General features: G+C 38.3%; 23 protein-coding genes and 1 pseudogene. 18 read left to right on the forward strand and 6 right to left on the reverse strand.

Translation table 11 applies throughout. From position 1 onward, the window contains the following. Window positions 1-190 precede the first annotated feature (190 nt). The 3 genes from JFU56_RS21740 to JFU56_RS21750 all read left to right on the forward strand — a co-directional run bounded on the left by JFU56_RS21740 (window position 191) and on the right by JFU56_RS21750 (window position 3,088). Window positions 191-733, forward strand: a complete 543-nt coding sequence (locus JFU56_RS21740; protein ID WP_198439309.1) for a hypothetical protein — start codon at window positions 191-193, stop codon at window positions 731-733. Between the two features lie 704 nt (window positions 734-1,437). After that, window positions 1,438-2,289, forward strand: coding sequence for a toll/interleukin-1 receptor domain-containing protein (locus JFU56_RS21745; protein WP_198439310.1), 852 nt, complete (start codon window positions 1,438-1,440; stop codon window positions 2,287-2,289). Window positions 2,290-2,773: 484 nt separating this feature from the next. Next, window positions 2,774-3,088, forward strand: a complete 315-nt coding sequence (locus JFU56_RS21750) for a helix-turn-helix transcriptional regulator (RefSeq protein WP_198439311.1) — start codon at window positions 2,774-2,776, stop codon at window positions 3,086-3,088. Between the two features lie 289 nt (window positions 3,089-3,377). Here JFU56_RS21750 and bla read toward each other — a convergent pair whose 3' ends face one another. Next, entirely contained in the window at window positions 3,378-4,238 is an 861-nt protein-coding gene (bla, locus tag JFU56_RS21755) for a class A beta-lactamase (RefSeq protein WP_198439312.1), read from the reverse strand. A 170-nt stretch (window positions 4,239-4,408) separates the two neighbouring features. Here bla and JFU56_RS21760 point away from each other — a divergent pair. From JFU56_RS21760 to JFU56_RS21780, 5 genes and pseudogenes are all read left to right on the forward strand, one after another. Continuing rightward, window positions 4,409-4,700 (forward strand): annotated as a pseudogene (locus tag JFU56_RS21760) (IS6 family transposase); the annotation flags it as partial. 552 nt (window positions 4,701-5,252) lie between these two features. Beyond that, a complete protein-coding gene (locus JFU56_RS21765; protein ID WP_198439313.1) occupies window positions 5,253-5,909 on the forward strand; it encodes a Qnr family pentapeptide repeat protein in 657 nt (218 codons plus the stop codon). A gap of 403 nt (window positions 5,910-6,312) precedes the next feature. After that, window positions 6,313-7,035 carry a phospholipase D family protein gene (locus JFU56_RS21770; protein WP_198439314.1) on the forward strand — a complete coding sequence of 241 codons (723 nt, stop codon included), beginning with the start codon at window positions 6,313-6,315 and terminating at the stop codon, window positions 7,033-7,035. 1 nt (window position 7,036) lies between these two features. Further along, window positions 7,037-7,672, forward strand: a complete 636-nt coding sequence (locus tag JFU56_RS21775; RefSeq protein WP_242066051.1) for a nuclease-related domain-containing protein — start codon at window positions 7,037-7,039, stop codon at window positions 7,670-7,672. Window positions 7,673-7,769: 97 nt separating this feature from the next. Further along, complete coding sequence (locus tag JFU56_RS21780; protein WP_198439315.1) at window positions 7,770-8,669, forward strand: DUF2971 domain-containing protein; 900 nt, start codon at window positions 7,770-7,772, stop codon at window positions 8,667-8,669. Window positions 8,670-8,679: 10 nt separating this feature from the next. Here JFU56_RS21780 and JFU56_RS21785 read toward each other — a convergent pair whose 3' ends face one another. Together JFU56_RS21785 and JFU56_RS21790 are read right to left on the reverse strand one after the other, a co-directional pair. Next, window positions 8,680-9,654: a tyrosine-type recombinase/integrase gene (locus JFU56_RS21785; RefSeq protein ID WP_198439316.1), complete on the reverse strand. Its 975-nt coding sequence runs from the start codon at window positions 9,652-9,654 to the stop codon at window positions 8,680-8,682. Window positions 9,655-9,878: 224 nt separating this feature from the next. Continuing rightward, window positions 9,879-10,325: a helix-turn-helix transcriptional regulator gene (locus tag JFU56_RS21790; RefSeq protein WP_198439317.1), complete on the reverse strand. Its 447-nt coding sequence runs from the start codon at window positions 10,323-10,325 to the stop codon at window positions 9,879-9,881. A gap of 116 nt (window positions 10,326-10,441) precedes the next feature. Here JFU56_RS21790 and JFU56_RS21795 point away from each other — a divergent pair, with 116 nt between their 5' ends. The 10 genes from JFU56_RS21795 to JFU56_RS21840 all read left to right on the forward strand — a co-directional run bounded on the left by JFU56_RS21795 (window position 10,442) and on the right by JFU56_RS21840 (window position 18,135). Continuing rightward, window positions 10,442-10,684 carry a hypothetical protein gene (locus JFU56_RS21795; protein WP_198439318.1) on the forward strand — a complete coding sequence of 81 codons (243 nt, stop codon included), beginning with the start codon at window positions 10,442-10,444 and terminating at the stop codon, window positions 10,682-10,684. A gap of 30 nt (window positions 10,685-10,714) precedes the next feature. Continuing rightward, on the forward strand, window positions 10,715-10,981 hold the full coding sequence (locus JFU56_RS21800; protein WP_198439319.1) for a hypothetical protein: 267 nt from the start codon (window positions 10,715-10,717) through the stop codon (window positions 10,979-10,981). Window positions 10,982-11,051: 70 nt separating this feature from the next. Beyond that, complete coding sequence (locus JFU56_RS21805; protein WP_198439320.1) at window positions 11,052-11,645, forward strand: hypothetical protein; 594 nt, start codon at window positions 11,052-11,054, stop codon at window positions 11,643-11,645. A 5-nt stretch (window positions 11,646-11,650) separates the two neighbouring features. After that, entirely contained in the window at window positions 11,651-13,600 is a 1,950-nt protein-coding gene (locus JFU56_RS21810) for a replication endonuclease (protein WP_198439321.1), read from the forward strand. A gap of 71 nt (window positions 13,601-13,671) precedes the next feature. Continuing rightward, window positions 13,672-14,055, forward strand: coding sequence for a hypothetical protein (locus JFU56_RS21815; protein ID WP_198439322.1), 384 nt, complete (start codon window positions 13,672-13,674; stop codon window positions 14,053-14,055). After that, the gene (locus JFU56_RS21820; protein WP_198439323.1) at window positions 14,052-14,294 is read left to right on the forward strand and encodes a hypothetical protein; all 243 of its coding nucleotides are present in this window, start codon (window positions 14,052-14,054) and stop codon (window positions 14,292-14,294) included. Before JFU56_RS21815 ends, JFU56_RS21820 begins: the two co-directional genes overlap by 4 nt. Before the next feature lie 36 nt (window positions 14,295-14,330). Beyond that, window positions 14,331-14,543 (forward strand): hypothetical protein, encoded by a 213-nt coding sequence (locus JFU56_RS21825; RefSeq protein WP_198439324.1) that lies wholly within the window; start codon window positions 14,331-14,333, stop codon window positions 14,541-14,543. 120 nt (window positions 14,544-14,663) lie between these two features. After that, window positions 14,664-16,340, forward strand: coding sequence for a hypothetical protein (locus JFU56_RS21830; RefSeq protein WP_198439325.1), 1,677 nt, complete (start codon window positions 14,664-14,666; stop codon window positions 16,338-16,340). Beyond that, window positions 16,325-16,726: a hypothetical protein gene (locus tag JFU56_RS21835; protein WP_198439326.1), complete on the forward strand. Its 402-nt coding sequence runs from the start codon at window positions 16,325-16,327 to the stop codon at window positions 16,724-16,726. The genes JFU56_RS21830 and JFU56_RS21835 overlap by 16 nt, the downstream gene beginning before the upstream one ends. Window positions 16,727-16,734: 8 nt before the next feature. Continuing rightward, the gene (locus JFU56_RS21840) at window positions 16,735-18,135 is read left to right on the forward strand and encodes a zonular occludens toxin domain-containing protein (protein WP_198439327.1); all 1,401 of its coding nucleotides are present in this window, start codon (window positions 16,735-16,737) and stop codon (window positions 18,133-18,135) included. A gap of 77 nt (window positions 18,136-18,212) precedes the next feature. Here the strand turns inward: JFU56_RS21840 and JFU56_RS21845 are convergent, their stop codons facing one another. From JFU56_RS21845 to JFU56_RS21855, 3 genes are all read right to left on the reverse strand, one after another. After that, entirely contained in the window at window positions 18,213-18,899 is a 687-nt protein-coding gene (locus JFU56_RS21845) for a DUF5677 domain-containing protein (protein ID WP_198439328.1), read from the reverse strand. A gap of 35 nt (window positions 18,900-18,934) precedes the next feature. Beyond that, the gene (locus tag JFU56_RS21850) at window positions 18,935-19,591 is read right to left on the reverse strand and encodes a hypothetical protein (protein ID WP_198439329.1); all 657 of its coding nucleotides are present in this window, start codon (window positions 19,589-19,591) and stop codon (window positions 18,935-18,937) included. Between the two features lie 644 nt (window positions 19,592-20,235). After that, window positions 20,236-20,516, reverse strand: a 281-nt coding sequence (locus tag JFU56_RS21855; protein WP_198439330.1) for a hypothetical protein, incomplete at its 5' end; no start/stop codon positions are given.

Consider the following 20,516-nt stretch of genomic DNA (forward strand, 5'->3'; position numbering starts at 1 on the left):
AGAAAAGTTAAAAGTCGCGTTATTAGTTTAGCCTCCAAGTTGGAGGCTTTATTTTTGATAAAATTTAGTGATATGTAGACTATTAAACATAAATACTATTATGTGCATAACTATGATCGGGTTTAAGTAACGAAAATAAACATTATTAGGTAATATACAATTTAAATTTAAATTTAATATGGAGTCTTTGGTGGAAGTTGAAAATATTGTGGAATCTATAAATAATTTGGCCGAGGTACGTTTAATTGATCTGGCTACTTTCTTTATTGGTCTTGGTGTTTTATTTATTAGTTTTGAATCTCACTGTAATTCCAAACGAGCTCTTGAAGTTCAAACTCGTAATGAAAAGCAAGGTATTCACACCAAGGTCTTAAATATACTTTATGATTTGAAGAAGTATGATGGTGTTGATGACGATTATAGTAAGGATATTTTAGAGCGTATCGAACGTGTGCAGTCCATTGCCGGAGTCGCTTTTTCACTTGAAGCCCAACATTTCTTAATCGAATTGAAAGATAGAATGGGTGACATGCATAGGCATAAAATTAATTATGAGAAAAATATTGATACTCGTAATAATTTAGATTCGGATACAATTGATAAACTCATTTCGATGGGCTTGTTCACTGCTGAAGATTTAAATAAAACTGAAACTGACGAATACCGTAAAGATAGGAGTTTCTTCAAATACACTACGTTTAAAGAGTTTAAAAAGCTTTTCGAAATAAATTAACCCCCTTGTATACATTGTTATTACCGCCATTGAATGTATTTTAATATGATTAAATTCACTGATAATAACTTTGAATTAATGCCAGACTAAGTCCACTTTATGTCTTTAACACAATTAAGCGATAAAATAGCCTCGATGTCGTCTATTGAACATAAAGACGATAATGTAACAGCCAAAATACACCCGATTAAAATGTCCTATTAAAGCCTTATTTCTTACAGTTTAACCCTTTAAATGCCTTATATACCACCAAGATTATTTTGCACTATCTTGGTTAATCTATGATTCAGAGTAAATCTAATACGGACGTCTATTTTCTACAATATGTTAAATAGAGGTGCTGTTTTTAAATTTACGTAGGTCATATAATATTTGGAAATGGGGGAGTTGAAGCTCAAAACACTGCTTAATGTAACTAGAGTATTAGGTGTTTGTAATCGACAGCCCTAAATGCTACCCATCCTATGCACGCTAAAGTGCCCCGCTTGCCATCATATATTATTATCACTTATAGCATTATTTGATTTACAGGTTGATTTTTACCTCTAAAGAGTAGTTTTGTGTGTTAGATTGAAATGTTAATAAGATCAGTCATATATAATGACTATGGCTTAAGGTAAATAACAGGGGGTGAAGTCCTTACTCGAATCGGTTTTGATGTAAGGCTTGAATCTCATCTTTCATTTATATGCTCGAGATTTAGAATGATTAGTAATTCAGAAAAAGTTAGGTTATTGAAAAAACTACTGACTAAAGCAGAGTTGGTCAAAGTTGAAAGTAGCAGTGATCCAGAGTTCAAAACGTGGAAGAATCTTGTTGAGCGGACATTTGTGAAAATCTTTGGTGATAACTCAACAGAGTATAAACATTTTTCCAAATTATACTTTTTCTTTCAAGCTCTCATGTGGACATCTAGTAGTGACTTTACTGCAGACCACTTGAGAGTTTTTAGGCAAGATTTTAATATTGCTAAGTCTTCAATACTACAATACATAGAAGAGATTGAAGAGCAGATAGAGTACGAAGCTGTAAGTACTCAAGAAACACCAAAACTTAAAAAAAATGCATCTAAAGTTTTTATTAGCCATGCTTCAAAAGATTCTTCATTGGTCGAAGAAGTAATTGAATTACTCGAGTCAATTGGTTTGGAATCTCATCAAATATTTTGCACATCGTTTGATGGATATGGAATAGGTTTAGGTGAGAATTTTCTTGATAAAATTAAAGATGAATTGTCTTCGGATACCATCGTGTTGTTTATTTTGTCTAAGAACTTTTATTCAAGCCCTGTATGTTTATGTGAAATGGGTGCTACGTGGGTGCTAGCTAAAGAGCATATTCCTATTGTTGTACCACCATTAGATTATTCTGATGTGTCAGGAGTTATCCCTTTGACGCAAGGGATGAAAATTAATGAACCGCTGAAACTTAATTTACTTAAAGAAAAAATTTCGAAAGAATTTGGCTTAAGTAATGCAGGTTCTCTGTCTAGTTGGGAACGTAAAAGAGACAGAGTACTTGCAAGAATAACTAAATTAATAAGTATGGAAACTTAGTGTCACTTATTTCAACATAACTTGATAAAACCAATGTTTCAGGCTTATTTTAGCTGAAACATTGATTCCCCAATTTAGTGCAAAATTATCCCATCAATTTTAGTCCGTTATAGCTTACTTAATGTGTATAAATAAGCCCTTTAGTGGTGTTCTTCAATGAGTATGCTTTTGGTTATGCGTGTTAGATACAATATGTTAAATAGAGCATAATCGACAAATCTTAGTGGTTTTACTAACATGCGTTATGCGCAGTCATATTGGTCTCTTACATTGTAGCCAAATTCACTATTCCACCCAGTGCGATGAATTAGATATTCCTAACAACACTAAATGCGAATATTGCGAAAACCAAGCCACGCCTGTTTGCTACGATCACCATAGTCAGGCATATGGTTAAAGTTAACAAGTTTTGTAAGGTTTCACTTTACTTTGTTAAGTTGTGGCGTTAATATACTTGCAACTTAACATAAGTAGGTGGCTGCAAATGAAACTTGATACGAATAAACCAAACTTTACGGAAAGCTTTACAGTGGTACTTGAAGAATCAGGCTACACCGTAACTGATATAGCTAGATTGTGCGGCGTGTCTAGAACTGCAATCAACGCATACAAGACAGGCGCAAAACCTCGTAAAGATATGCTTGATAGACTAAACGAAATATTTAGCGGTGACGTTGATGAACAAGAGTTAGCACTTCAGCATCCTGCAGAGCACATCACGCTTAAAGACGCTACGATAGATGAAATGGTAGAAGAACTTAAACGCCGTGGTGTTAACAGGGTTAATCTTCTGTTCTAAACATAATGATCATTGATAAGGCCAGTCAAACGACTGGCTTTTTTTATGCATTTTTGCCGCTATTGAACATAATGTACAATATGTTAAATAGAGCCTTATTCGGTAAATTTTATAGTTTACATAACATGCGTTATACGCAGTAGACAGGCTGAGTGAGACCTTTCACTACACTGTGTCAAAGAAAGCTAGAAATAACGCATAACGTAGAGTTATTAATTTTCATATTTTCGATACAATAAACTCTTAGATTCAAATAATAACTACATAAGTTATTAAAAGCATTAAGTTGTCACTTCGGAGTTATCAGGTATTTATCAAAAACTTGCTTACTAATATCTGCTACCACTTTATTTAGCTCCAGTAATGTTGTCAATTTTGAGTTCGCGATAAAGATACCGATAAACACCGGCTTACGATCGTTATTCCAAACCATGGCCGTTAACGTACGAGAGCCATTTACCCCACCTCCACTACGATCCGCAATTTTCCAACCTTTGGGTAAAGCTGCCCGCGCCAAACCATCTGACACCATATTATTAGTCATCCATACTTGAAGTTGAGCTTTACTTTCAGCATCAAGTACATTACCTATTAACAGCTTTTTGATGGTGTTCATCATAGCAACAGGGGTTGTTGTGTCGTTTTTAGCTCCTTTCTTAACATAGTTTAGCTTGGGTTCAAAATGGTCAAGACGAGTTTCATTATCACCAATAGAACGAAGAAACGCAGTTACTCCTTTCGGTCCATCTATCTGTTCTAATGCTAAGTTAGCCGCATAATTATCACTCATTATCATGGCTGCCCCACAAACACTTCTAAGTGACATTTGACTACCAATAAAATTTTGAGTGATTGGATTCCAATTGATTAATCCTTCTTTATTCACGTCAATTTTTTGGGTTAAGCTTAATACATTATGTTGTACGTCGTACAGCACGTTAGCACAGGCCAATGTTTTAAATGTACTCATCATTGGGAATCTTTCAGTGCCATTAAAACTCCACTGAGTATTATTTTCAGTATCAATCACTGCAACACCAATTTGTCCCTCTATTTGTTGCTCAATGTGACGCAATGATGCATCAATATTTGCGGCTGAAGCTGTATAAGAAAACAACGCGAATAGACTATACACTAACTTTTTTTTCATTATTTTATCCATTTAAGGGAAATCAGTGGTTGATTATACTGAGCCATTGTACTTAGAGTTGCATGGCCATTTCGTCTGCAATACTATCATATAAATTGTTTAGTACATGATTAATTGACGACATAGCGACGCTTAATCACCTAAACATTAATTGTCATTCAAACGATGGTTTGCTAACAGTCAGAATTAACTTTTCAGGGTGCCATTTCCCGCAAGCACTTCGTTATTACCTAGCGTACAAATTAAGTTACCGGGAAATAGAATAGAGATATTCGCTTTGATCACTTAATATTAAATCGTTGGGTGATCAAATATGCGCCATTACTTTAAGCTCATTTCAGAAAAAGAAAACGCAAAGTAGCAGATTCATGGCGCATGGATGAAACGTATATAAAAATAAAAGGCAAGTCAGTCTATTCCTTCTGGTTCATTGAAATTGGCCTCCTAATTGGAGGCTTTTTAGATCTTGGGATAAAATAGTCCCTGTATGGCCTATTGAACATAAAAGTGATAACGCGCAGAGCTACTTCAGCTACTAAAATTGAATTGTTAGGCGTATTTTTGTGCACCGGTTACTCACAAAAACGGTGGATAACTAAATCAGGTATTGTAGGTGAAGCTACGTGCCTAGAATAATACTTGGTGGGTGTTCGTTCGCTATATTTTACGTAGCGAACCATTATTCTGGCCTATTCTTACATAACGTACGTTATACGCAGTGACAACAGACAACGATTGTTAGCGTAGTCTAGTGATATCTAGAGTATTTAATCTGCCTTGTATTTGAACAATTGTAGCGAATTCGAACAGTATTCAAACTGCCAGTGAGGGGTGGTGGAATTCCTTATTGGTATGCGGCTTCAATCGACTGGTCGAACGTCGCTGTGAGGGCTTGCTGGGGGGCTTGTGTTGGCGATCCTGATGGTCTCAAGGTGTTGATTGTTAAGGCTTTGTTTTTGTTGAAATCTTTAGTGTAGGTGATAACCTTCTGGCTTGTTAACAGGAGAGGTGTTTATGTCAGAAAGTTACGAAGTTTTTAATCAAGTGGATTTTTCTAATCAGGATTTGAGAGAGTCTCATTTTAAGCGTTGTAAATTTTATAGATGCGACTTTGGTCGTGCTGATCTAAGAGATGCACGATTTGTTGATTGCATCTTCATAGAGCAAGGTGGTATTGAGGGTTGTCATTTTGATTATAGCGATCTACGCGATTCATCTTTTAAGAATTGCCAACTATCAATGTCTAACTTCACTGGAGCAAAATGTTTTGGGATTGAATTTAAGGATTGTGATTTAAAGGGGGCAAATTTCATATTAGCTACTTTCTCAACTCAAGTAAGTAATAGAATGTATTTCTGCTCGGCATATATTACGGGATGTAACTTATCCTACGTAAATTTTGAACGACAATGCATAGAGAAATGTGATCTATTTGAAAACAAATGGATTGGCGCGAATCTACAAGGCGCTTCTTTAAAAGAGTCTGATTTAAGTCGAGGTTCATTTTCAGAAGATTCTTGGAGTCAGTTTCATATGCAGGGTTGTAACTTAAGTCACTCGGAATTGAATGGTTTAGACCCTCGTAAAGTGGACCTAGATGGTGTCAAAATCTGCGCTTGGCAACAGGAACAGTTGCTTGAGCAACTCGGACTCATTATTTTACCAGGTTAGTCATATTTTATACGCTGTGTATTGGCTCATTGAATTTGGCCTCCTAATTGGATTCTTTCTTGAACGAGAGGTAAAATCGTTGATACATGGCTTATTGAACATAAAAGTGATAATGCGCAGAGTCAAAACACCACTCGATTGAAATGTCCTGTTAACGTCCTATTTTTTACAGTTTAATCCTTTAAATGCCCCACATATCACCAAGATGATTTTGCACTATCTTGGTGAATATGCTTTTCGATCTAATTCTAATTGAAATGCTTATTTCTAATACCTTTTCTAATATTTGAAGTAAGGCTTACTTTCATATTTAGATGCCGTTTCATGTCATTGTTTTGAGATTGTCCACATGTTAACTTTATATTATTACTAGGTTTTTTATTGAAAAGGATTGTTAAATAATATGGCTAAGTTTCTAAATACAAGTGCAACTAATTACTATCTTGAAGAATTAATCAAAGGCGCCTCAGAGCGTTTAGTTTTGATTAGTCCGTATCTAAAGCTAAATGATCGTATTAAAGAGTTATTGGAAGATAAGAACCGATTAAAGATAGATGTTCGTATTGTATATGGTAAAAGTGAATTGCAGCCAAACGAAATTAATTGGTTAAAAGAACTGACTTTTATTAGAACTAGCTTTTGTAAAAACCTACATGCTAAATGCTACCTCAACGAAGAATCATGTATTATCACAAGCCTCAATTTATATGAATTTAGCCAAGTTAATAATAACGAAATGGGTATACATGTTTCTCGTAATGAAGATGCCGTGATGTATAAAGATGCCTACGAAGAGGCTCAACGTATCATCCGAATTAGTGACGAAGTTCGTATCTCATTAGAAAAAATAACCCCTCAAGAATCACCTGAAATAGAAGTTAGCGAAAATGCTATTGGAACAGATGTAGCAAAATTAACATCATCTAAGCTAGCTAAGAAATTAGGACTTAAAACGCCTGAGTTAATCGAACAGTTAACCGCTATCGGTTACTTGTCCTTGGCTGACGATAAGCACGCACTTACAGAGAAAGGTAAGGGGGCAGGTGGTGAGTTTAAATATAGTAAGCGTTTTGGTGCTTATTTTATTTGGCCTGAGAATACGGTTATTATCACTTTGGTTAGTTGATATGGACACATTACTAAGTCTTTTATTTATTGCATTAATGCTATTTGGTATTGGTTATCTATTTGGTCGCTTCAAACAATCTCAGAATTACAATAATATTGGAGAAAAACGGGTAGCTGATTTGCTGACATTGAAACTAGACCGTGATAATTACCATTTATTGAATAATGTAACGCTACCTGCTGGAAATGGAACTACTCAAATTGATCATATTGTTGTTTCTACAAAGGGAATCTTTGTAATAGAAACTAAGCATTATTCGGGGTGGATATTTGGGGGCATCAAGTCAAAGGTCTGGAATCAAACCATTTATAAAAAGAAATCCTACTTTCAAAATCCAATGCATCAAAACTATAAACATGTGAAAACCATTCAGGGTTTATTTGATTTTATGCCACCTGATAATGTCATTAATGTTGTTGTATTCAGCGGTGATGCCGAGTTTAAGACTAAAAGACCTACTAACGTATTACTCTTGAATGAAATCGTTGAATATATAAAGCGACATGATGAAGAGCTTCTTTCACTAAATAGAATGGAATTTTGTGTAGGACGCATTCAATGCCAGCGTTTACCAGAGACAAAAGAAACGGATAGGAGTCACAAGCTCTATTTATTATCTCAGCATAGAAGCTAAGTGCCTCAGGAATAAACGTGCTACATTCGACCAGAATTTTTGATAGTAAGGACAATAAATCTATGTAGCTATAAATGCTCTAGATTAAAGAGGTAATATGGAATATCCAGAAGTAAAGTATCTTTATAAGTTTAGATCGTTAAGTAATGGAAACGATGAAAATGGTGATATCAAATATAATCAATTTACTTTATCGATGTTGGATAATAATACAGCATGGTTAGCAAAACCTAGTACGTTCAATGACCCTTTTGATTGTAACCATCGCCCAATAAGATCGAGAATGTCACCTGATGATGAGTTATTTTCTAAAGGTGTAGCGCCTAGCTATACTGAACAAAAAATAATGGAATCTCTTCCCGAAGATGCTACTGAGAGAGATATTGAAACTGCTATTTTCAAAATTGCGGAATTACGCAATGATCATATTGAATTTGAAATAAATAATTACTGTATTTTAAGTTTAAGTGAGGATTGTAATCATATATTGATGTGGTCACATTATGCTGACGACCATAAAGGCATCTGCCTTATATACGATAGAAAACCTAATACACTCCTTTCATCTGACTTATGCCGACCTGTTAGGTATAGAGCTGTAGATTATGCAATTTCTCATCATGATTTTCAGTCATTTTTTAGAAATAATGGGCGAGGTGAAAACTGGAGGGAAACAAATAATTTACTGACGAATGCCATGTTTACTAAATCTGAATGCTGGTTTTACGAAAAAGAATGGAGGCTTGTTAATCCATTTTTGCAAAATGCTAAAGGTTTCAATTTAAATATGGATGCTAAAATTAAAGGAGTCGTATTTGGTTGCTTAACCCCTGAAGTAGATAAGAAATTTATCATGGAACGATATGGTGATAAATTTCAGTATTATCAAGCTTGGAAGTGTAAGCATGATTATAGACTTGAGACTATACCAGAAAGTGAGTGGGTAGGTCGCAAGAAATATTATGAAGAAGAAAGAGACACATCTAAGTTTATTTAATTTTAGCGTCTCAGGTTACCAAAGGATTCAACTTAACCGCATCCTCTAAATGCTCTGGTGCAAAATGTGAATATTTCATCGTATCAACAATTGATGCGTGTCCGAGTATTCGCTGTAGCACCAGAATATTCCCGCCATTCATCATAAAATAACTCGCAAACGTGTGTCTTAACACATGGCTCATTTGTCCTTTGGGTAATTCAAATCCAGTGCGTTCTACGGCTTTACGAAATGCTTTTAGGCTGCTGCTAAACAAATTCCCCTGTTTTTTAGGAAGTCGTTTGGCAAGTTCTGCGGATATTGGGATCGTGCGTGGTTTGTTGCCTTTGGTATTCATAAACGTCACTTTGTTATTATGCACATGTTCACCTTTTAAGTTCTCAGCTTCACCCCAGCGGCAACCAGTCGTTAAACAAATTTCTGCAATCAATCTAACGTGTATATTACGGCCATTATCCAGCTCGTTAAGTAAGATGGGTATCTGTGCTTTTTGTAAGTATCCCATTTCAGGTGTTTTATATTTTAATGCCCGCATACCTGCTATTGGGTTTCCCGCTTTCCATTCACCCAAACGGCATAACTCATTGAATAGGGCATTGAGATAAGCTTGCTCATTGTTCAAGGTTTTAACGCTGACTTTTTCAAGGCGTAATTTTCGGTAAGTCGAGAAGTGAGAACGGTCGAATTTCTTTGCAATTGGATTACCCATCATCTTCGATAATGCTAATAATTTGCGCTTACGCTTCATGCCATCGTTTAACGCTTGGCCGTGTAAGTTGTACCAAATTTCAATTAAATCATCCAAACGCTGACTGTCATTATTAAATTCTAACCAGCCCTCGCTTTTTGCTTTCACACCTATGTATTCCTCAAAGCGTAAAGCCTCTGCTTTAGTGCTAAAACGTTTTCTTATTCTGCGGCCGCCACGACCAAACGGATACATTTCAACGAGGTAATAACCGTCAGCTTGTTGTTTTATCGACATTACGATCCTTGTAATTAGTTAATATTAAACATTGTCTTGAATTGTAACCAATAGTAAGCTGTATGTATATACAGTGTTTTATAGGTGTGAAATGGACGTTAAATATATTCGTGCTTACAAGCTCATGGAAGAGCTCATTTTAATTAATCAGATGCCAGACTCGTTAGAAAAAGCGAAAGTCTGGCGTGCGTGGAATATTAAAGCGATGGAATGGGGAGGTGCTATTAAGCTGTCTGATTCTCGCTCTCGTCTGCATCTTGTGAAATCAATTTCCCACCCTGCTCAACAAAGTCATGACGCATTAAATCAGAAAGCATAGAAAACTGTATTTCTGGTTTAGCTGTTAACCAACCTAATGAAATAGACGTTGTGATCGTTTTCTCAAACGCTGTATTTAATAATTCTTCAGGTACTCCATCACCACTCATTTTCGGTGCTTCATCACCTGGGGCAACTTGCCCTGCTTCAAGATTAACTTTTCCAGTTGTTAACCATAGAGCATATTGTGGGAATTTATCCGATATTTTCAAAAAAGCACTCATGGCAACTTCGGTATTACCAAGCTCATATTTTTGATAAGAGCGGAATGGTATGTCGGTAAGTTTGGCAAAGTTGGCTTGTGTGTACCCGTGAGTATTTCTGATTAACTTAATTTTTTCTTTTAATTCCATTTGACTTTGTACCATATATGGGTTTAGTATTTATACCGATCACCCAAATCAGGTACATTAAATCTAAAATGTACCTTTACAGGGTTAACCACGTATTACAACAACAGGGAGTTGCAATGTCGATAGCTATTTTAATTGATGCCCCATTTTTGTCTATTTCTGAGTACGCACGCCGAACAGGGCAATCAGCAAGAACAATCCGTAATGACATGGAGGCGGGACTTGTTCCCTTTTATCAACGACACCGTGGTTCAAAGCGTCTTGTAAATATGGTTCAACTGCTGCAAATGGCAAATGTTGGCGCTAGTGAATTAGAGCCTTGGAACAATCCAGAAGAAGTTTTAAGACTCAATAGTTAACGGATTTAGCTAAATAAACAGGGAGTACATATGCAAATTAATATTGAAAACGACAAGTTTGGAGAGGGCGCAATCGTTCAAGTATTGGATAACGGTTGCTTGATGCAGTTACGTGGCATTACCCGCGCAGAGATTGTTTATGTGGATAAAGGCCAGATTCATTTTTCCTTAGAAAACGACCAAGGCATGACAGGCTGCATTGTTGCTTACAACAAACAGGCCGACAAAATACAAACGGATTTAGCCCATTGCGGTATTGAGGTTCGTAACGATGTATTTGATGCAATAGCTTGTTAACGCCCGTTAGCAGGTACAAATAAAACGTCATAAGGATGTAGGCGTAAAGAAATAATACAGGGAGTATTAAATGAGTATTTTTATTTCAAACGGTTTTGTTGTTAAGTCAGGCAAAGATCATTACCAATACGGTAAACACTCGCCATTATATGTAAACATACTAGGCCAACGCTTTGGGCAACTGCTTGTCGTTAAGCAGGATGCAGGTAAAGGCGTTGAATGTGTCTGTGATTGTGGACGAACCCACGTTGAAAAATTCACGGTTGATTTACGTCGTGGTACCCGTAAAAGTTGCGGTATCTGTAACAACCGAGCAAACCCACGTTTTAGCCAAGCTGAAGATGCAATCATTAGTAAACACGCTGGCAAAAAATCACCTGCTGAAATAGCCAAGCTAGTGACCGCACTCGGTTTCCGTAAAGCCACTTACTCAACCATTAAAAATAGAGCGCAGCGCAAAGGTATTTCATTGCGCCGATACGGTGAATTATACCCGCACTCTAAAGGCACTGATGATGAAGTCGAGTTATGCCGTCAACTTTCAGATGCAGGGCTAACACCGACTGTTATCGCTGAAAAAATGGAATTCACTATTCCGCACGTTAATAAGATCATTCATTATCGCACTCGTACCCAACGAGCCGATGCAACTTTTCGTCTGTAACGCGCATGCAATTAAGCCAAGATTACAGAACGGAGCTAGGTGGTAATCCACTTCGTCAAATCCCGTTAGAACTGCGTGAAGAACTTGCGCGGTTTGTTACCCGTCAGTCGCGCGTCAACCCTGTGTTGTGCCGTGTGTCTGATAGTAAATCAACTTATGGTAAAGCCAGTGCAAAGCAGACTGTGTTTGATTTTGCTAACCATGTTGTTGCCAAGCTAGATTTCCCTTTCGATATTAAAAACTTCTTGATGAAAGGCGTGACTGTGCGCGTTAAGAAGTACGGCTTTAAACGTGCTTTTAACTTTGTTACGTCACGTTCTAGTGAGGTCGCAACAGCCCTTAATGCTTTGCCTGTTCACTTCAACCAAATAGATACTGAGTACAAACGTGTGCGACTTGCCGACCAACTGACAAGCCTTTCACGTTTGCATTTAAATAAGGCGCTAGAGGCGGGCATGTCTCCACTTGAGGCGCTGCAATCTATTAATGATGCAACGGGGTTAGCCCTGTGGATACCGCACTTTTTACCCAAAGCAGGTAATGACGACAGTGTTTATTTTAGTATTCTTGCCCGTACCGATGACGATGCAGTGTGGTTACGTGCTATCAATACCAAAGTAACACGGGTATTTGAAACGGCTAGGCGTGCCGCTGGTATGGTATCGCCTAGTGTTAGCCCTTATGCCTCATACACATCTAGGCAATGGCTCAAAGACCGTCAGCGTAAACAAACTGAATGGTTAGAAATGATGACCATAGAAAGTGAATGTGGTGAGTCGTTAAACCTTAAAGACGTACATGATGCGTCAACTTCTAACCCTGCAAACAGACGTAACGAACTGATGACCCGCATTGCTGGTTGTCAGGAATACGCAGACGCAAATGAACATGTTGCTTTGTTTGTCACCATGACCGCGCCCGGTCGCTACCATAGATTAAAAAAACACGGTCAGTATTTTGTTGAGAACAAGAACTGGGCGGGGTATGCGCCCGTTGATGCACATAATTGGTTATCGCGTTCGTGGGTTCGCTTTCGCGCAGCTGCGGATAGAAATGATTTTTTATATTACGGTTTACGTGTGGTCGAGCCGCATGTGGATGGTACTCCGCACTGGCATTGTGTTTTCTTCATGCCGTTATCCAGTGTCGCTGGTTTCAGTGAGCAGTTAAATCATTATCAGTGCCAGTTTGATGCCGATGAATTACGCCACCAAGACGGCACGATTAATCACTCTGCGGTTAATGCCCGTATCAAGATTGAGTTAATTGATAGTGATAAGGGTAATGCTGTGGCCTATATCGCTAAGTACATATCTAAAAATATTGATGCTCATAAATTAGATGGCCTCAAAGATACCGACTCCAAAAAGGTCGATTTGCAAGAATCAGTGCAGAACGTCACGGCTTGGTCGCGCACCTTTGGCTTTCGTCAATTCCAGTTTCAAAAAACACCCTCGGTTACGGTCTGGCGTGAACTGCGCAGAATGACCAATAAACTCCAAGATTCAGCCTTTGAACGTATTCGCTGTGCGGCTGATTCTGGCTTTTTCTCTGCGTACTTTGATTACATGGGCGGTCACACTATCAAGCAAACTGATAGACCTGTGAAAGCCTGTTACGAAGAGAAAGAGAACAAGTATCAAGAAATGGTCAAGAAGATTAGCGGGGTTAGTGGCTTGACCGTTAGCGGGGAGTTATTGACCTTAGCCACGCACGAAAAACAGTGGTCTTTGGTGAAGAAAGAAGAGACGAAACCAAGCCCTACTGTTTTGTCTTTGGGCACTGCTGAAAGCGGCGGGAGCCGTTTTCCTTGGACTCGTGTCAATAACTGTACGCAAGACCAAAAGCGCTCGCTTTTGGTCAAAGATGAAGATTACTTAAAGTGGTATTTCGCCCCCACAAGGGGCGATGAACCCAATATTAAATCGTGGGAGTCGATACGACCCGCGATGTAATCAAAACTAAAACGCATTAAAACGAATTTAATAGAGTCCGCCACCCAAGGCGGCTCTAAACATGGCGCTTAATGGACGCATACACACCAAACGGAGACATTGTTATGTCATTACAGCTAGGAAGTTATGTTGTCGGTATCTGCAAGGAGTTTCGTTCTGAACCTTGGAACAATGACCCCACTAAATTTAATCATCGTTTGATTATCTCGCGTCCGTATTTAGACCAATACGACAATGAGCAAACGGATGTAACCATCATTGATATTAATACTGATGATGTGCACGCGGTACAAAACCAAGTGGCTTCATTGCGTAATAAAGCCATCATCTGCCCAGTGGCGATGGTTGCTAGAGCAGGTGGTCGCAATGGCGCATGGTTATCGACACGCATGCCACGTAACGAAACATTACAGCTCTTGGATAACGTCGTGAAACAAGCGGCTGTGCAGAAATGATTTGTGTCGAGCTAACCTCAGAAAACTTCGTAAAAGCTGCAAACTGTACGAGCGAAAGTTTAGTGCTAGTTAGTTCGACCGAATACAGCGCATTAGCTAATAACAATTTAGCGACTGTGCTACACGAAATCTTTGCGTTCGATATGGAAACCTTTTCTGTGGTTATCGGCTCATCGTTATTGATGTTCTTAGTGTCGCATGGCACTGGGTCTGTCGTTCGCTGGCTAGGACGAGCTTAGTCAGTATCTTACTTTTATTATATGGAAATAATTATTATGCAAAAATTAAAAACAAATCTAAAACGTGGTGCGGTTGCTGTTGTAGCTGCGGGTTCTTCTGTTGCAGTTAACGCGGCGGATTACACCACTCAAATCGGCGCAGCGGGTACTGAAGCGAATACCAACCAAGCGGCTGTAATGGGCGCGGTGATTGCCCTTGCTGTTATCGGCTTTGGTGTGACTGCTTTAGTGTCGTGGATGCGCAAGTAATACGTGGCAACGTCAATACTGCTCGGGGCATTGTTTAGTTACTGCATTGTCGAGGGATTTAAAACGGGCATTATTGCCAGTTAATACAAGGGGGCGGCTTAGGTCGCCTTTTTCGATCTTATGAAACGGATTTTCATTTTAGTTTGTTTTTTATTTAGCGCAAATACCTTTGCTGCGATTAGTGGTTACTTTACTTATACCTATCAAGAAAACAGCCCTCGGTTTATTTTTAGTACCGAGCAGGAATATAAAAATTACTTCTGTGGTGGTGCAACGCCTTATCGCTCTTCTCAATCCTCGTTCACCAATTATACGTGTGGAGACGTGGCATTTACACACTATAGATTTGTCGCCACAGAATGTCCGACTGGGCAAGTTATTGGCTCTGATGGTCATATGTGTGTAGAACCTAAGACATGTGATGACATTCGTTGGTCTAGTGAATACACAATAAAGCGTGATGCTTGCTTTGATGTTGGCGGTAATTTTAATTTCATTTGTGATGATACAAGTGGTAATGCGGCCTATTCAATGCCATGTGAACAACCCTCTTTTTGTTCTTCTTCTGCAGGCCAAAACCAAATAGCGGACGCGCGTAATTTATGTGCGCTTGATGCTGGCGGCGCTGATTATACGTTTACCGCAAACTGTAGTGAGGGTACTCGCAGTATTGACCCTGTTTGTGACATTGATAAATGCGATGGTTTAGCGTGTTTGGATAGCGATGGTGACGGGGTTAAAGATGAAAACGATGCTTTTCCTCAAGACCCGTTAGAGTGGGATGACACAGACGGTGATGGTATCGGTGATAACGCCGACCCCGATGATGATAACGATGGCGTCAATGATAGCGAAGATGCGTTTCCTAAAGACCCCACTAGAACAACGCTTGGTGATAACCCCGATAATTCAAATCCTGATAATGGGGATAACACAGGGGGGGATGGTGGTGACGGTTCAGGTGATGGTGGTGATAATCCGACTGACCCCGATTGTACGCTTAATTGTGACCCTCAACCCAATTGTGATTTAGACCCTGATAGTTGTATGGCACCTGATTTTGATTTATCCGAACTGACCTTGCGTTTAGATACCATGACCAATAACCAGTTAGTCGCATTAGAATCATTTCAGCAAGAAAATGAACACTTAAATAAACTGAATCAACGTACTGAAATTACTAACGACATGTTAGATAAAATTAATACGGGTATCTCAATCTTAAGTGATAAGTCGGATATTAATATTAAAAAGAATCAGGCCGTTTACGATACTCTCGATACGATGCGCGCTAATGATTTAAAGGGTAATGCAAAGATTGCAGATGCGTTAGACCGTAATAGCACCAGTAATAACAAATTACTGCGTGATTTAAACACCGCTCTTGGTGGCCTCGGTGAAAAGCTAGATGACCTTAAGCCCGAAGAACCCACGCCCGAACCTGAGCCTGAAGATACTGGAATGGGTAAAGTGTCACTCGACCCCGTAGATAAGACCTTAATTAATAGTTTGTTCTCTGCAGAAAAAACAAACGAGCTAAAAGATAAAGTCGCAGTGTTAGACCAAGAGCTTACCGACGGTATTGATTTTAATATCAAGGAGCTTAAAAAGTCCTTTACGGTATCAGTGTCGAGCACCGCGCAATCGGACGTTGGTTTTAACCTTAGCGTGGCGGGCATGTCTATTGCTGTGCCAAACCCCTTAACTACATGGTCTAAATACTATGGTGAGATAGGTGTCATCATCATGTTATTAGCCTCAATGTCTGCATTGGTGATCGTATGTTCAAAAAATTAATTTTAATTACTTTCGTATTATTCACGCCCTCGGCTTTTGCGAGTGATTGGTCATTCGGCGAATTCTTTTCAACGGTTGATGCGCTGGCCACTAACGTTACGACATTCTTCTTTGATGATGTACCAAGTTTACTCGATAGGATCATGGCCTATTTTTTTGAGTTTCTTATTTACGCTCAAATTAAAACGACGATTTATGCCATGCAAACAGGCTTTACCGTGGCGAAGTTAATTGTGTCAGATTTTGGCATCGTGCAGATGGTTGAAACATTTGCGGGACAGCTACCAGCCGACATTCGCCATGCAGCGGTAAAGATGAATATATTCAGTGCGTTCAATTTAATTGTTGAGGCGTATATCGCCCGTTTCGTTATTAGCTATCTATAAGGATATTCATGGCTTCATTAATCTTTCATGGCAACCCAGGTTCTTATAAAACATCGACCGCACTGTGGTTTGAAATGCTGCCAGCGTTGCGGGCTGGTCGTTGTGTGGTGACTAATATCGAGGGGCTCTTTGGTTTAAATACCATTGAAAAGGCAGTCGGGGAAAAGTTTCCTAAATCAGCGCAGTTGTGGCGTATATCCACATTAAACCAAGCGGGCGTTGATGTGCTTGCTCGGTGGTTTCATTGGCTACCAGCAGGCGCATTACTGCTGATTGATGAAGTGCAAAACCTTTACAGCGATAAAGATAGAACCGAATTAAAAGAGTTTAACGTCAGCCTCGATGGTGAACCTAACACGGTCGATATTATTAAGGCCGTTGCATTTCTGCCAGTGCCATTGTGTGACTATGCGATAAGCGTCATTAGTGAAATTAAACCTGATGGTTATACCGATGATCTCGGGTTAACTGAAACCGATGATAACGGCCATATACGTTATCCCCGTAATATTAAAGATGCGTTAATGCGCCATCGTAAATTTAACTGGGATATTTTGGTGTGCACGCCTGATATTACCAAGGTGCATAATCTCATTCGTTCGGTAGCGGAGCAGGCCGTTAGTCACAAGTCTTTTGATTTTGCACCAATGCCATATTTCCAAAGACGCCCACGAACTCACGAACATAACCCACTTGAACGCGGTTTATCGCCGAAGAAAGGTGAACAAGTTAAAAGAAGGAAGATCCCACTTGATGTATTCAAACTATACAAATCAACGCAAACAGGTAAAAACAACAAAAACGGCAAAGGTAGCAGCCCATTTCAAAGCCCTAAGTTCGTTATTGCTGTGGTGTGTCTATTATCCATTTTGGCTTATTTCATATGGTTTGCGGTTGGCCGTGACGGTAATTCACCGAGTACCGGTACTCAACAAAGCAGTGAACAAGTTCATTCAGTTGATGACATTTCTACTAGCGAAAACACGGTGGTTACTGGGTCGGATACTGATTCTATTGATAGTGATGATAGCAATGCGGTTATTGATGAAACTGTTGATGTTGAACCTGAGCCTTTAATCGGTTTTGATTTCTACGTCACTGGGTTTACCAAGCAAGTGAAATACAGCCGTGTAGGACAACAACTCACGCCCGAAGATTTCTTATATCTGATTTATTTCGATGTGTATAAAGACGGTCAATTGATGTTTAAGACCACCAATACAGATTTAAACGACTTAGGTTATACAACGAAAACATTAACGGAATGTGTTTATAAACTCAGTTATCAAAAGGCTTCACGGATAGTAACGTGTAAGGAAGATGATAAAGCAGATGATGTTGAAGAAGATAGGGATGATTTTACATTGGATGAATCGCTACTGGCGTCTGCTCCCAGTAGCTTCTTGTGATTTTGAGTAAAGCTGATACGGTGAAATTACAGATCCAATTAAACTCTAAATGTAGAATGTAATTGGTATTATTTTATTCAGGATTTTTTAAATCCAACATAGTTACCAATAGAGTTGATAGCAGCGATTGAGTATAATTGCGCATGGATCAAAAGAATATCTCTTACATTCTTAGTATCAGCACTTTCTTTGAAGTTAACTAGAAATGAACTTGGGTGAACAAGTTTTGAATATAGCTTATACATTCCATCATGCTCAGCCCGCAGCCCTACATTGTCCACAAGATTTCCTGTTGGCATCGGTTGTTTTACTTCTGGTAGTTCGTATTTATCTCTTGTGATTTTTAAGTGTTCTATACGATCGTTCAGAGCTTTAGTATTATGTTCATTACTATCAGAGTGACCTAGAGTGAGTATGCCCTCTAATATTTGAATATTGTCTGTTATTGCTTCAGAACTCCATTTTTTAACTTGTTCTGAGTTACTTATAATAGTTTTAATACGGACTAGTAATTCATACAAACTTCTTGTACCTAAAGCTATAACAGATATGTTTTTGTGTATGTTAGTTCCACATATTTCTATGAACTCTGATTGGGCTATAAGCAAGTTAACGAGTACTACGTCAACTTCATCACCTGAATTATTTTGTATAATAAAATTGTGAAGTTCTACGGTTTCTAATTGAAGTTCTCTTAACTTTTTCTCAATATCTTCAAGCGTACCATTTTGGACAATGTCTGATAATTTTTTTTCATTTACCATGTAAGACCCTATAATTCTGAATGTGATGAATGCGACTAAATATTATTATTAAAAGCAAATAAGGTACTATCGTCAAATTTATTTAAACGCTTTACTTTGAATGCAGAGCGTGAAAAAAGAGTAAGGTTTTTATAGTCAAAACTAAAACCATTTATGTCATCACAAGTGGAATAACACTGTACTGTGAGTAAATAAGCGGAAACATCAGTGTATGAACTATTTTTCGCATGATACAGAGTCTTTATATTGACTGGTAAATTAGCATTAAAAATGCCTAGGACTCCTTCTTTAGGCTGTATTTTTTTAGAGAGATACTGCTTTAATTTTAACTCTAGGCTGAGTATGCCGATAATACTTCCATCACTGTCAATCTTAAATGGTGAATTAGAAATAAGATTAGGAAAATATAGCTCTCCGTTAGCTAAATTGTGTGTACTATCTAGTGGCTTGAATTTTAACTCTTTACTCTCAAAATTTCGTAAAAGAACCATCTGTCTATCTTCTTTGAAGCTCTTCTCAGATAGTTTATAAGATCTATGTGCAACGAAGCTAGAAAGAATAGAAATAAAAAGTGCAAATATAGCTACAATTACACTCGAAATTGCTATCTCATTAGTGCTCATATTTGATATGTTTGAAAGAAACGAATCTGAATTCGAACCAGACGTCATATGTTTGATTAAATCACTCAAAATATTAACCTTCTCATTAAATTTTATGTTTGCATAAAGTACCAACGGATTATACTTTTTCGTAATGTAAAAAAACACTTTTTTCAATGTAAGATTATAATTTTAATACAAAATAAAATATTTGGTCATAAGATATACAAAACTAAGTAACCGATTCACTATTCATTCTTGGCATACAACTGACAAGTTTAATCTTACTTAATCCAATTTTATAATGAACGGATAATGACTGACGTCAGCTCCCACTAGCTTATTGTGATTTGAGGACGAAGGCTGAGTAACGAAAACACGATAAGCTAGAGGTTTAGGCCTCTAGCTTATATTTATAATGAAATTAGGGTCTTAAAATTGATGTTCGGGAATCAGATGGGGTGGATCAAATTTGGATTTTGATTGATCAAATAGTGGTTGTGATCAATGGGGTAATAGTGGGGGATTTAGTAGTTTTGTAACCAATCTGAACTTGTTCAGGTACAAGCCATTGCACGATATTGGAGTGAATATCAGGTCTAATCTGGCGGAACTCGCGGAGCGATCCCTCTATTTATTGCAAAAAAACCAACATGCGGCACTGTTAAACCTGCTTTTGGCCTAGAGTATGCGTCCATGGTTTGTAAGGCATGGACTCATTTTACGCACTTAACCTACATCCAATAAGTACGCTGCTCCGGCATAAAGTCGCTAGTGTCTGACATGTTTTTTATTTCACCACTTTGCTCTTCTGTCTTAGGCTCTTCTAATTTCTCGCCCTTTCCATCAACAACATCGCTTGTATCTATTTGTGGCTTATCCAAGTCATCAACACTAATTGGTTGATCTTCTGTAGCATCTTCAACGCTGGCAGGGGCAAAAGATTGGATATTACTTCTTGGCTGGTTAATCGGTAGGTTGCTGTTGGTGCTACAACCTTGATTCAATAAACAAA

The organism is Moritella sp. F3 (genome assembly GCF_015082335.1).
Classification (GTDB): domain Bacteria; phylum Pseudomonadota; class Gammaproteobacteria; order Enterobacterales; family Moritellaceae; genus Moritella.

What these genes read in the sequence shown, in the direction of transcription:
- JFU56_RS21745 (WP_198439310.1), top strand. Translation starts at nt 1,438, where the DNA reads ATGATTAGTAATTCAGAAAAAGTTAGGTTATTGAAAAAACTACTGACT.
- JFU56_RS21800 (WP_198439319.1), top strand. Translation starts at nt 10,715, where the DNA reads ATGCAAATTAATATTGAAAACGACAAGTTTGGAGAGGGCGCAATCGTT.
- JFU56_RS21835 (WP_198439326.1), top strand. Translation starts at nt 16,325, where the DNA reads ATGTTCAAAAAATTAATTTTAATTACTTTCGTATTATTCACGCCCTCG.
- JFU56_RS21840 (WP_198439327.1), top strand. Translation starts at nt 16,735, where the DNA reads ATGGCTTCATTAATCTTTCATGGCAACCCAGGTTCTTATAAAACATCG.
- JFU56_RS21805 (WP_198439320.1), top strand. Translation starts at nt 11,052, where the DNA reads ATGAGTATTTTTATTTCAAACGGTTTTGTTGTTAAGTCAGGCAAAGAT.
- JFU56_RS21815 (WP_198439322.1), top strand. Translation starts at nt 13,672, where the DNA reads ATGGACGCATACACACCAAACGGAGACATTGTTATGTCATTACAGCTA.
- JFU56_RS21845 (WP_198439328.1), bottom strand. Translation starts at nt 18,899, where the DNA reads ATGGTAAATGAAAAAAAATTATCAGACATTGTCCAAAATGGTACGCTT.
- JFU56_RS21775 (WP_242066051.1), top strand. Translation starts at nt 7,037, where the DNA reads ATGGACACATTACTAAGTCTTTTATTTATTGCATTAATGCTATTTGGT.
- JFU56_RS21790 (WP_198439317.1), bottom strand. Translation starts at nt 10,325, where the DNA reads ATGGAATTAAAAGAAAAAATTAAGTTAATCAGAAATACTCACGGGTAC.
- JFU56_RS21750 (WP_198439311.1), top strand. Translation starts at nt 2,774, where the DNA reads ATGAAACTTGATACGAATAAACCAAACTTTACGGAAAGCTTTACAGTG.
- JFU56_RS21770 (WP_198439314.1), top strand. Translation starts at nt 6,313, where the DNA reads ATGGCTAAGTTTCTAAATACAAGTGCAACTAATTACTATCTTGAAGAA.
- JFU56_RS21820 (WP_198439323.1), top strand. Translation starts at nt 14,052, where the DNA reads ATGATTTGTGTCGAGCTAACCTCAGAAAACTTCGTAAAAGCTGCAAAC.
- JFU56_RS21780 (WP_198439315.1), top strand. Translation starts at nt 7,770, where the DNA reads ATGGAATATCCAGAAGTAAAGTATCTTTATAAGTTTAGATCGTTAAGT.
- JFU56_RS21830 (WP_198439325.1), top strand. Translation starts at nt 14,664, where the DNA reads ATGAAACGGATTTTCATTTTAGTTTGTTTTTTATTTAGCGCAAATACC.
- JFU56_RS21810 (WP_198439321.1), top strand. Translation starts at nt 11,651, where the DNA reads ATGCAATTAAGCCAAGATTACAGAACGGAGCTAGGTGGTAATCCACTT.
- JFU56_RS21825 (WP_198439324.1), top strand. Translation starts at nt 14,331, where the DNA reads ATGCAAAAATTAAAAACAAATCTAAAACGTGGTGCGGTTGCTGTTGTA.
- JFU56_RS21765 (WP_198439313.1), top strand. Translation starts at nt 5,253, where the DNA reads ATGTCAGAAAGTTACGAAGTTTTTAATCAAGTGGATTTTTCTAATCAG.
- JFU56_RS21795 (WP_198439318.1), top strand. Translation starts at nt 10,442, where the DNA reads ATGTCGATAGCTATTTTAATTGATGCCCCATTTTTGTCTATTTCTGAG.
- JFU56_RS21785 (WP_198439316.1), bottom strand. Translation starts at nt 9,654, where the DNA reads ATGTCGATAAAACAACAAGCTGACGGTTATTACCTCGTTGAAATGTAT.
- bla (WP_198439312.1), bottom strand. Translation starts at nt 4,238, where the DNA reads ATGAAAAAAAAGTTAGTGTATAGTCTATTCGCGTTGTTTTCTTATACA.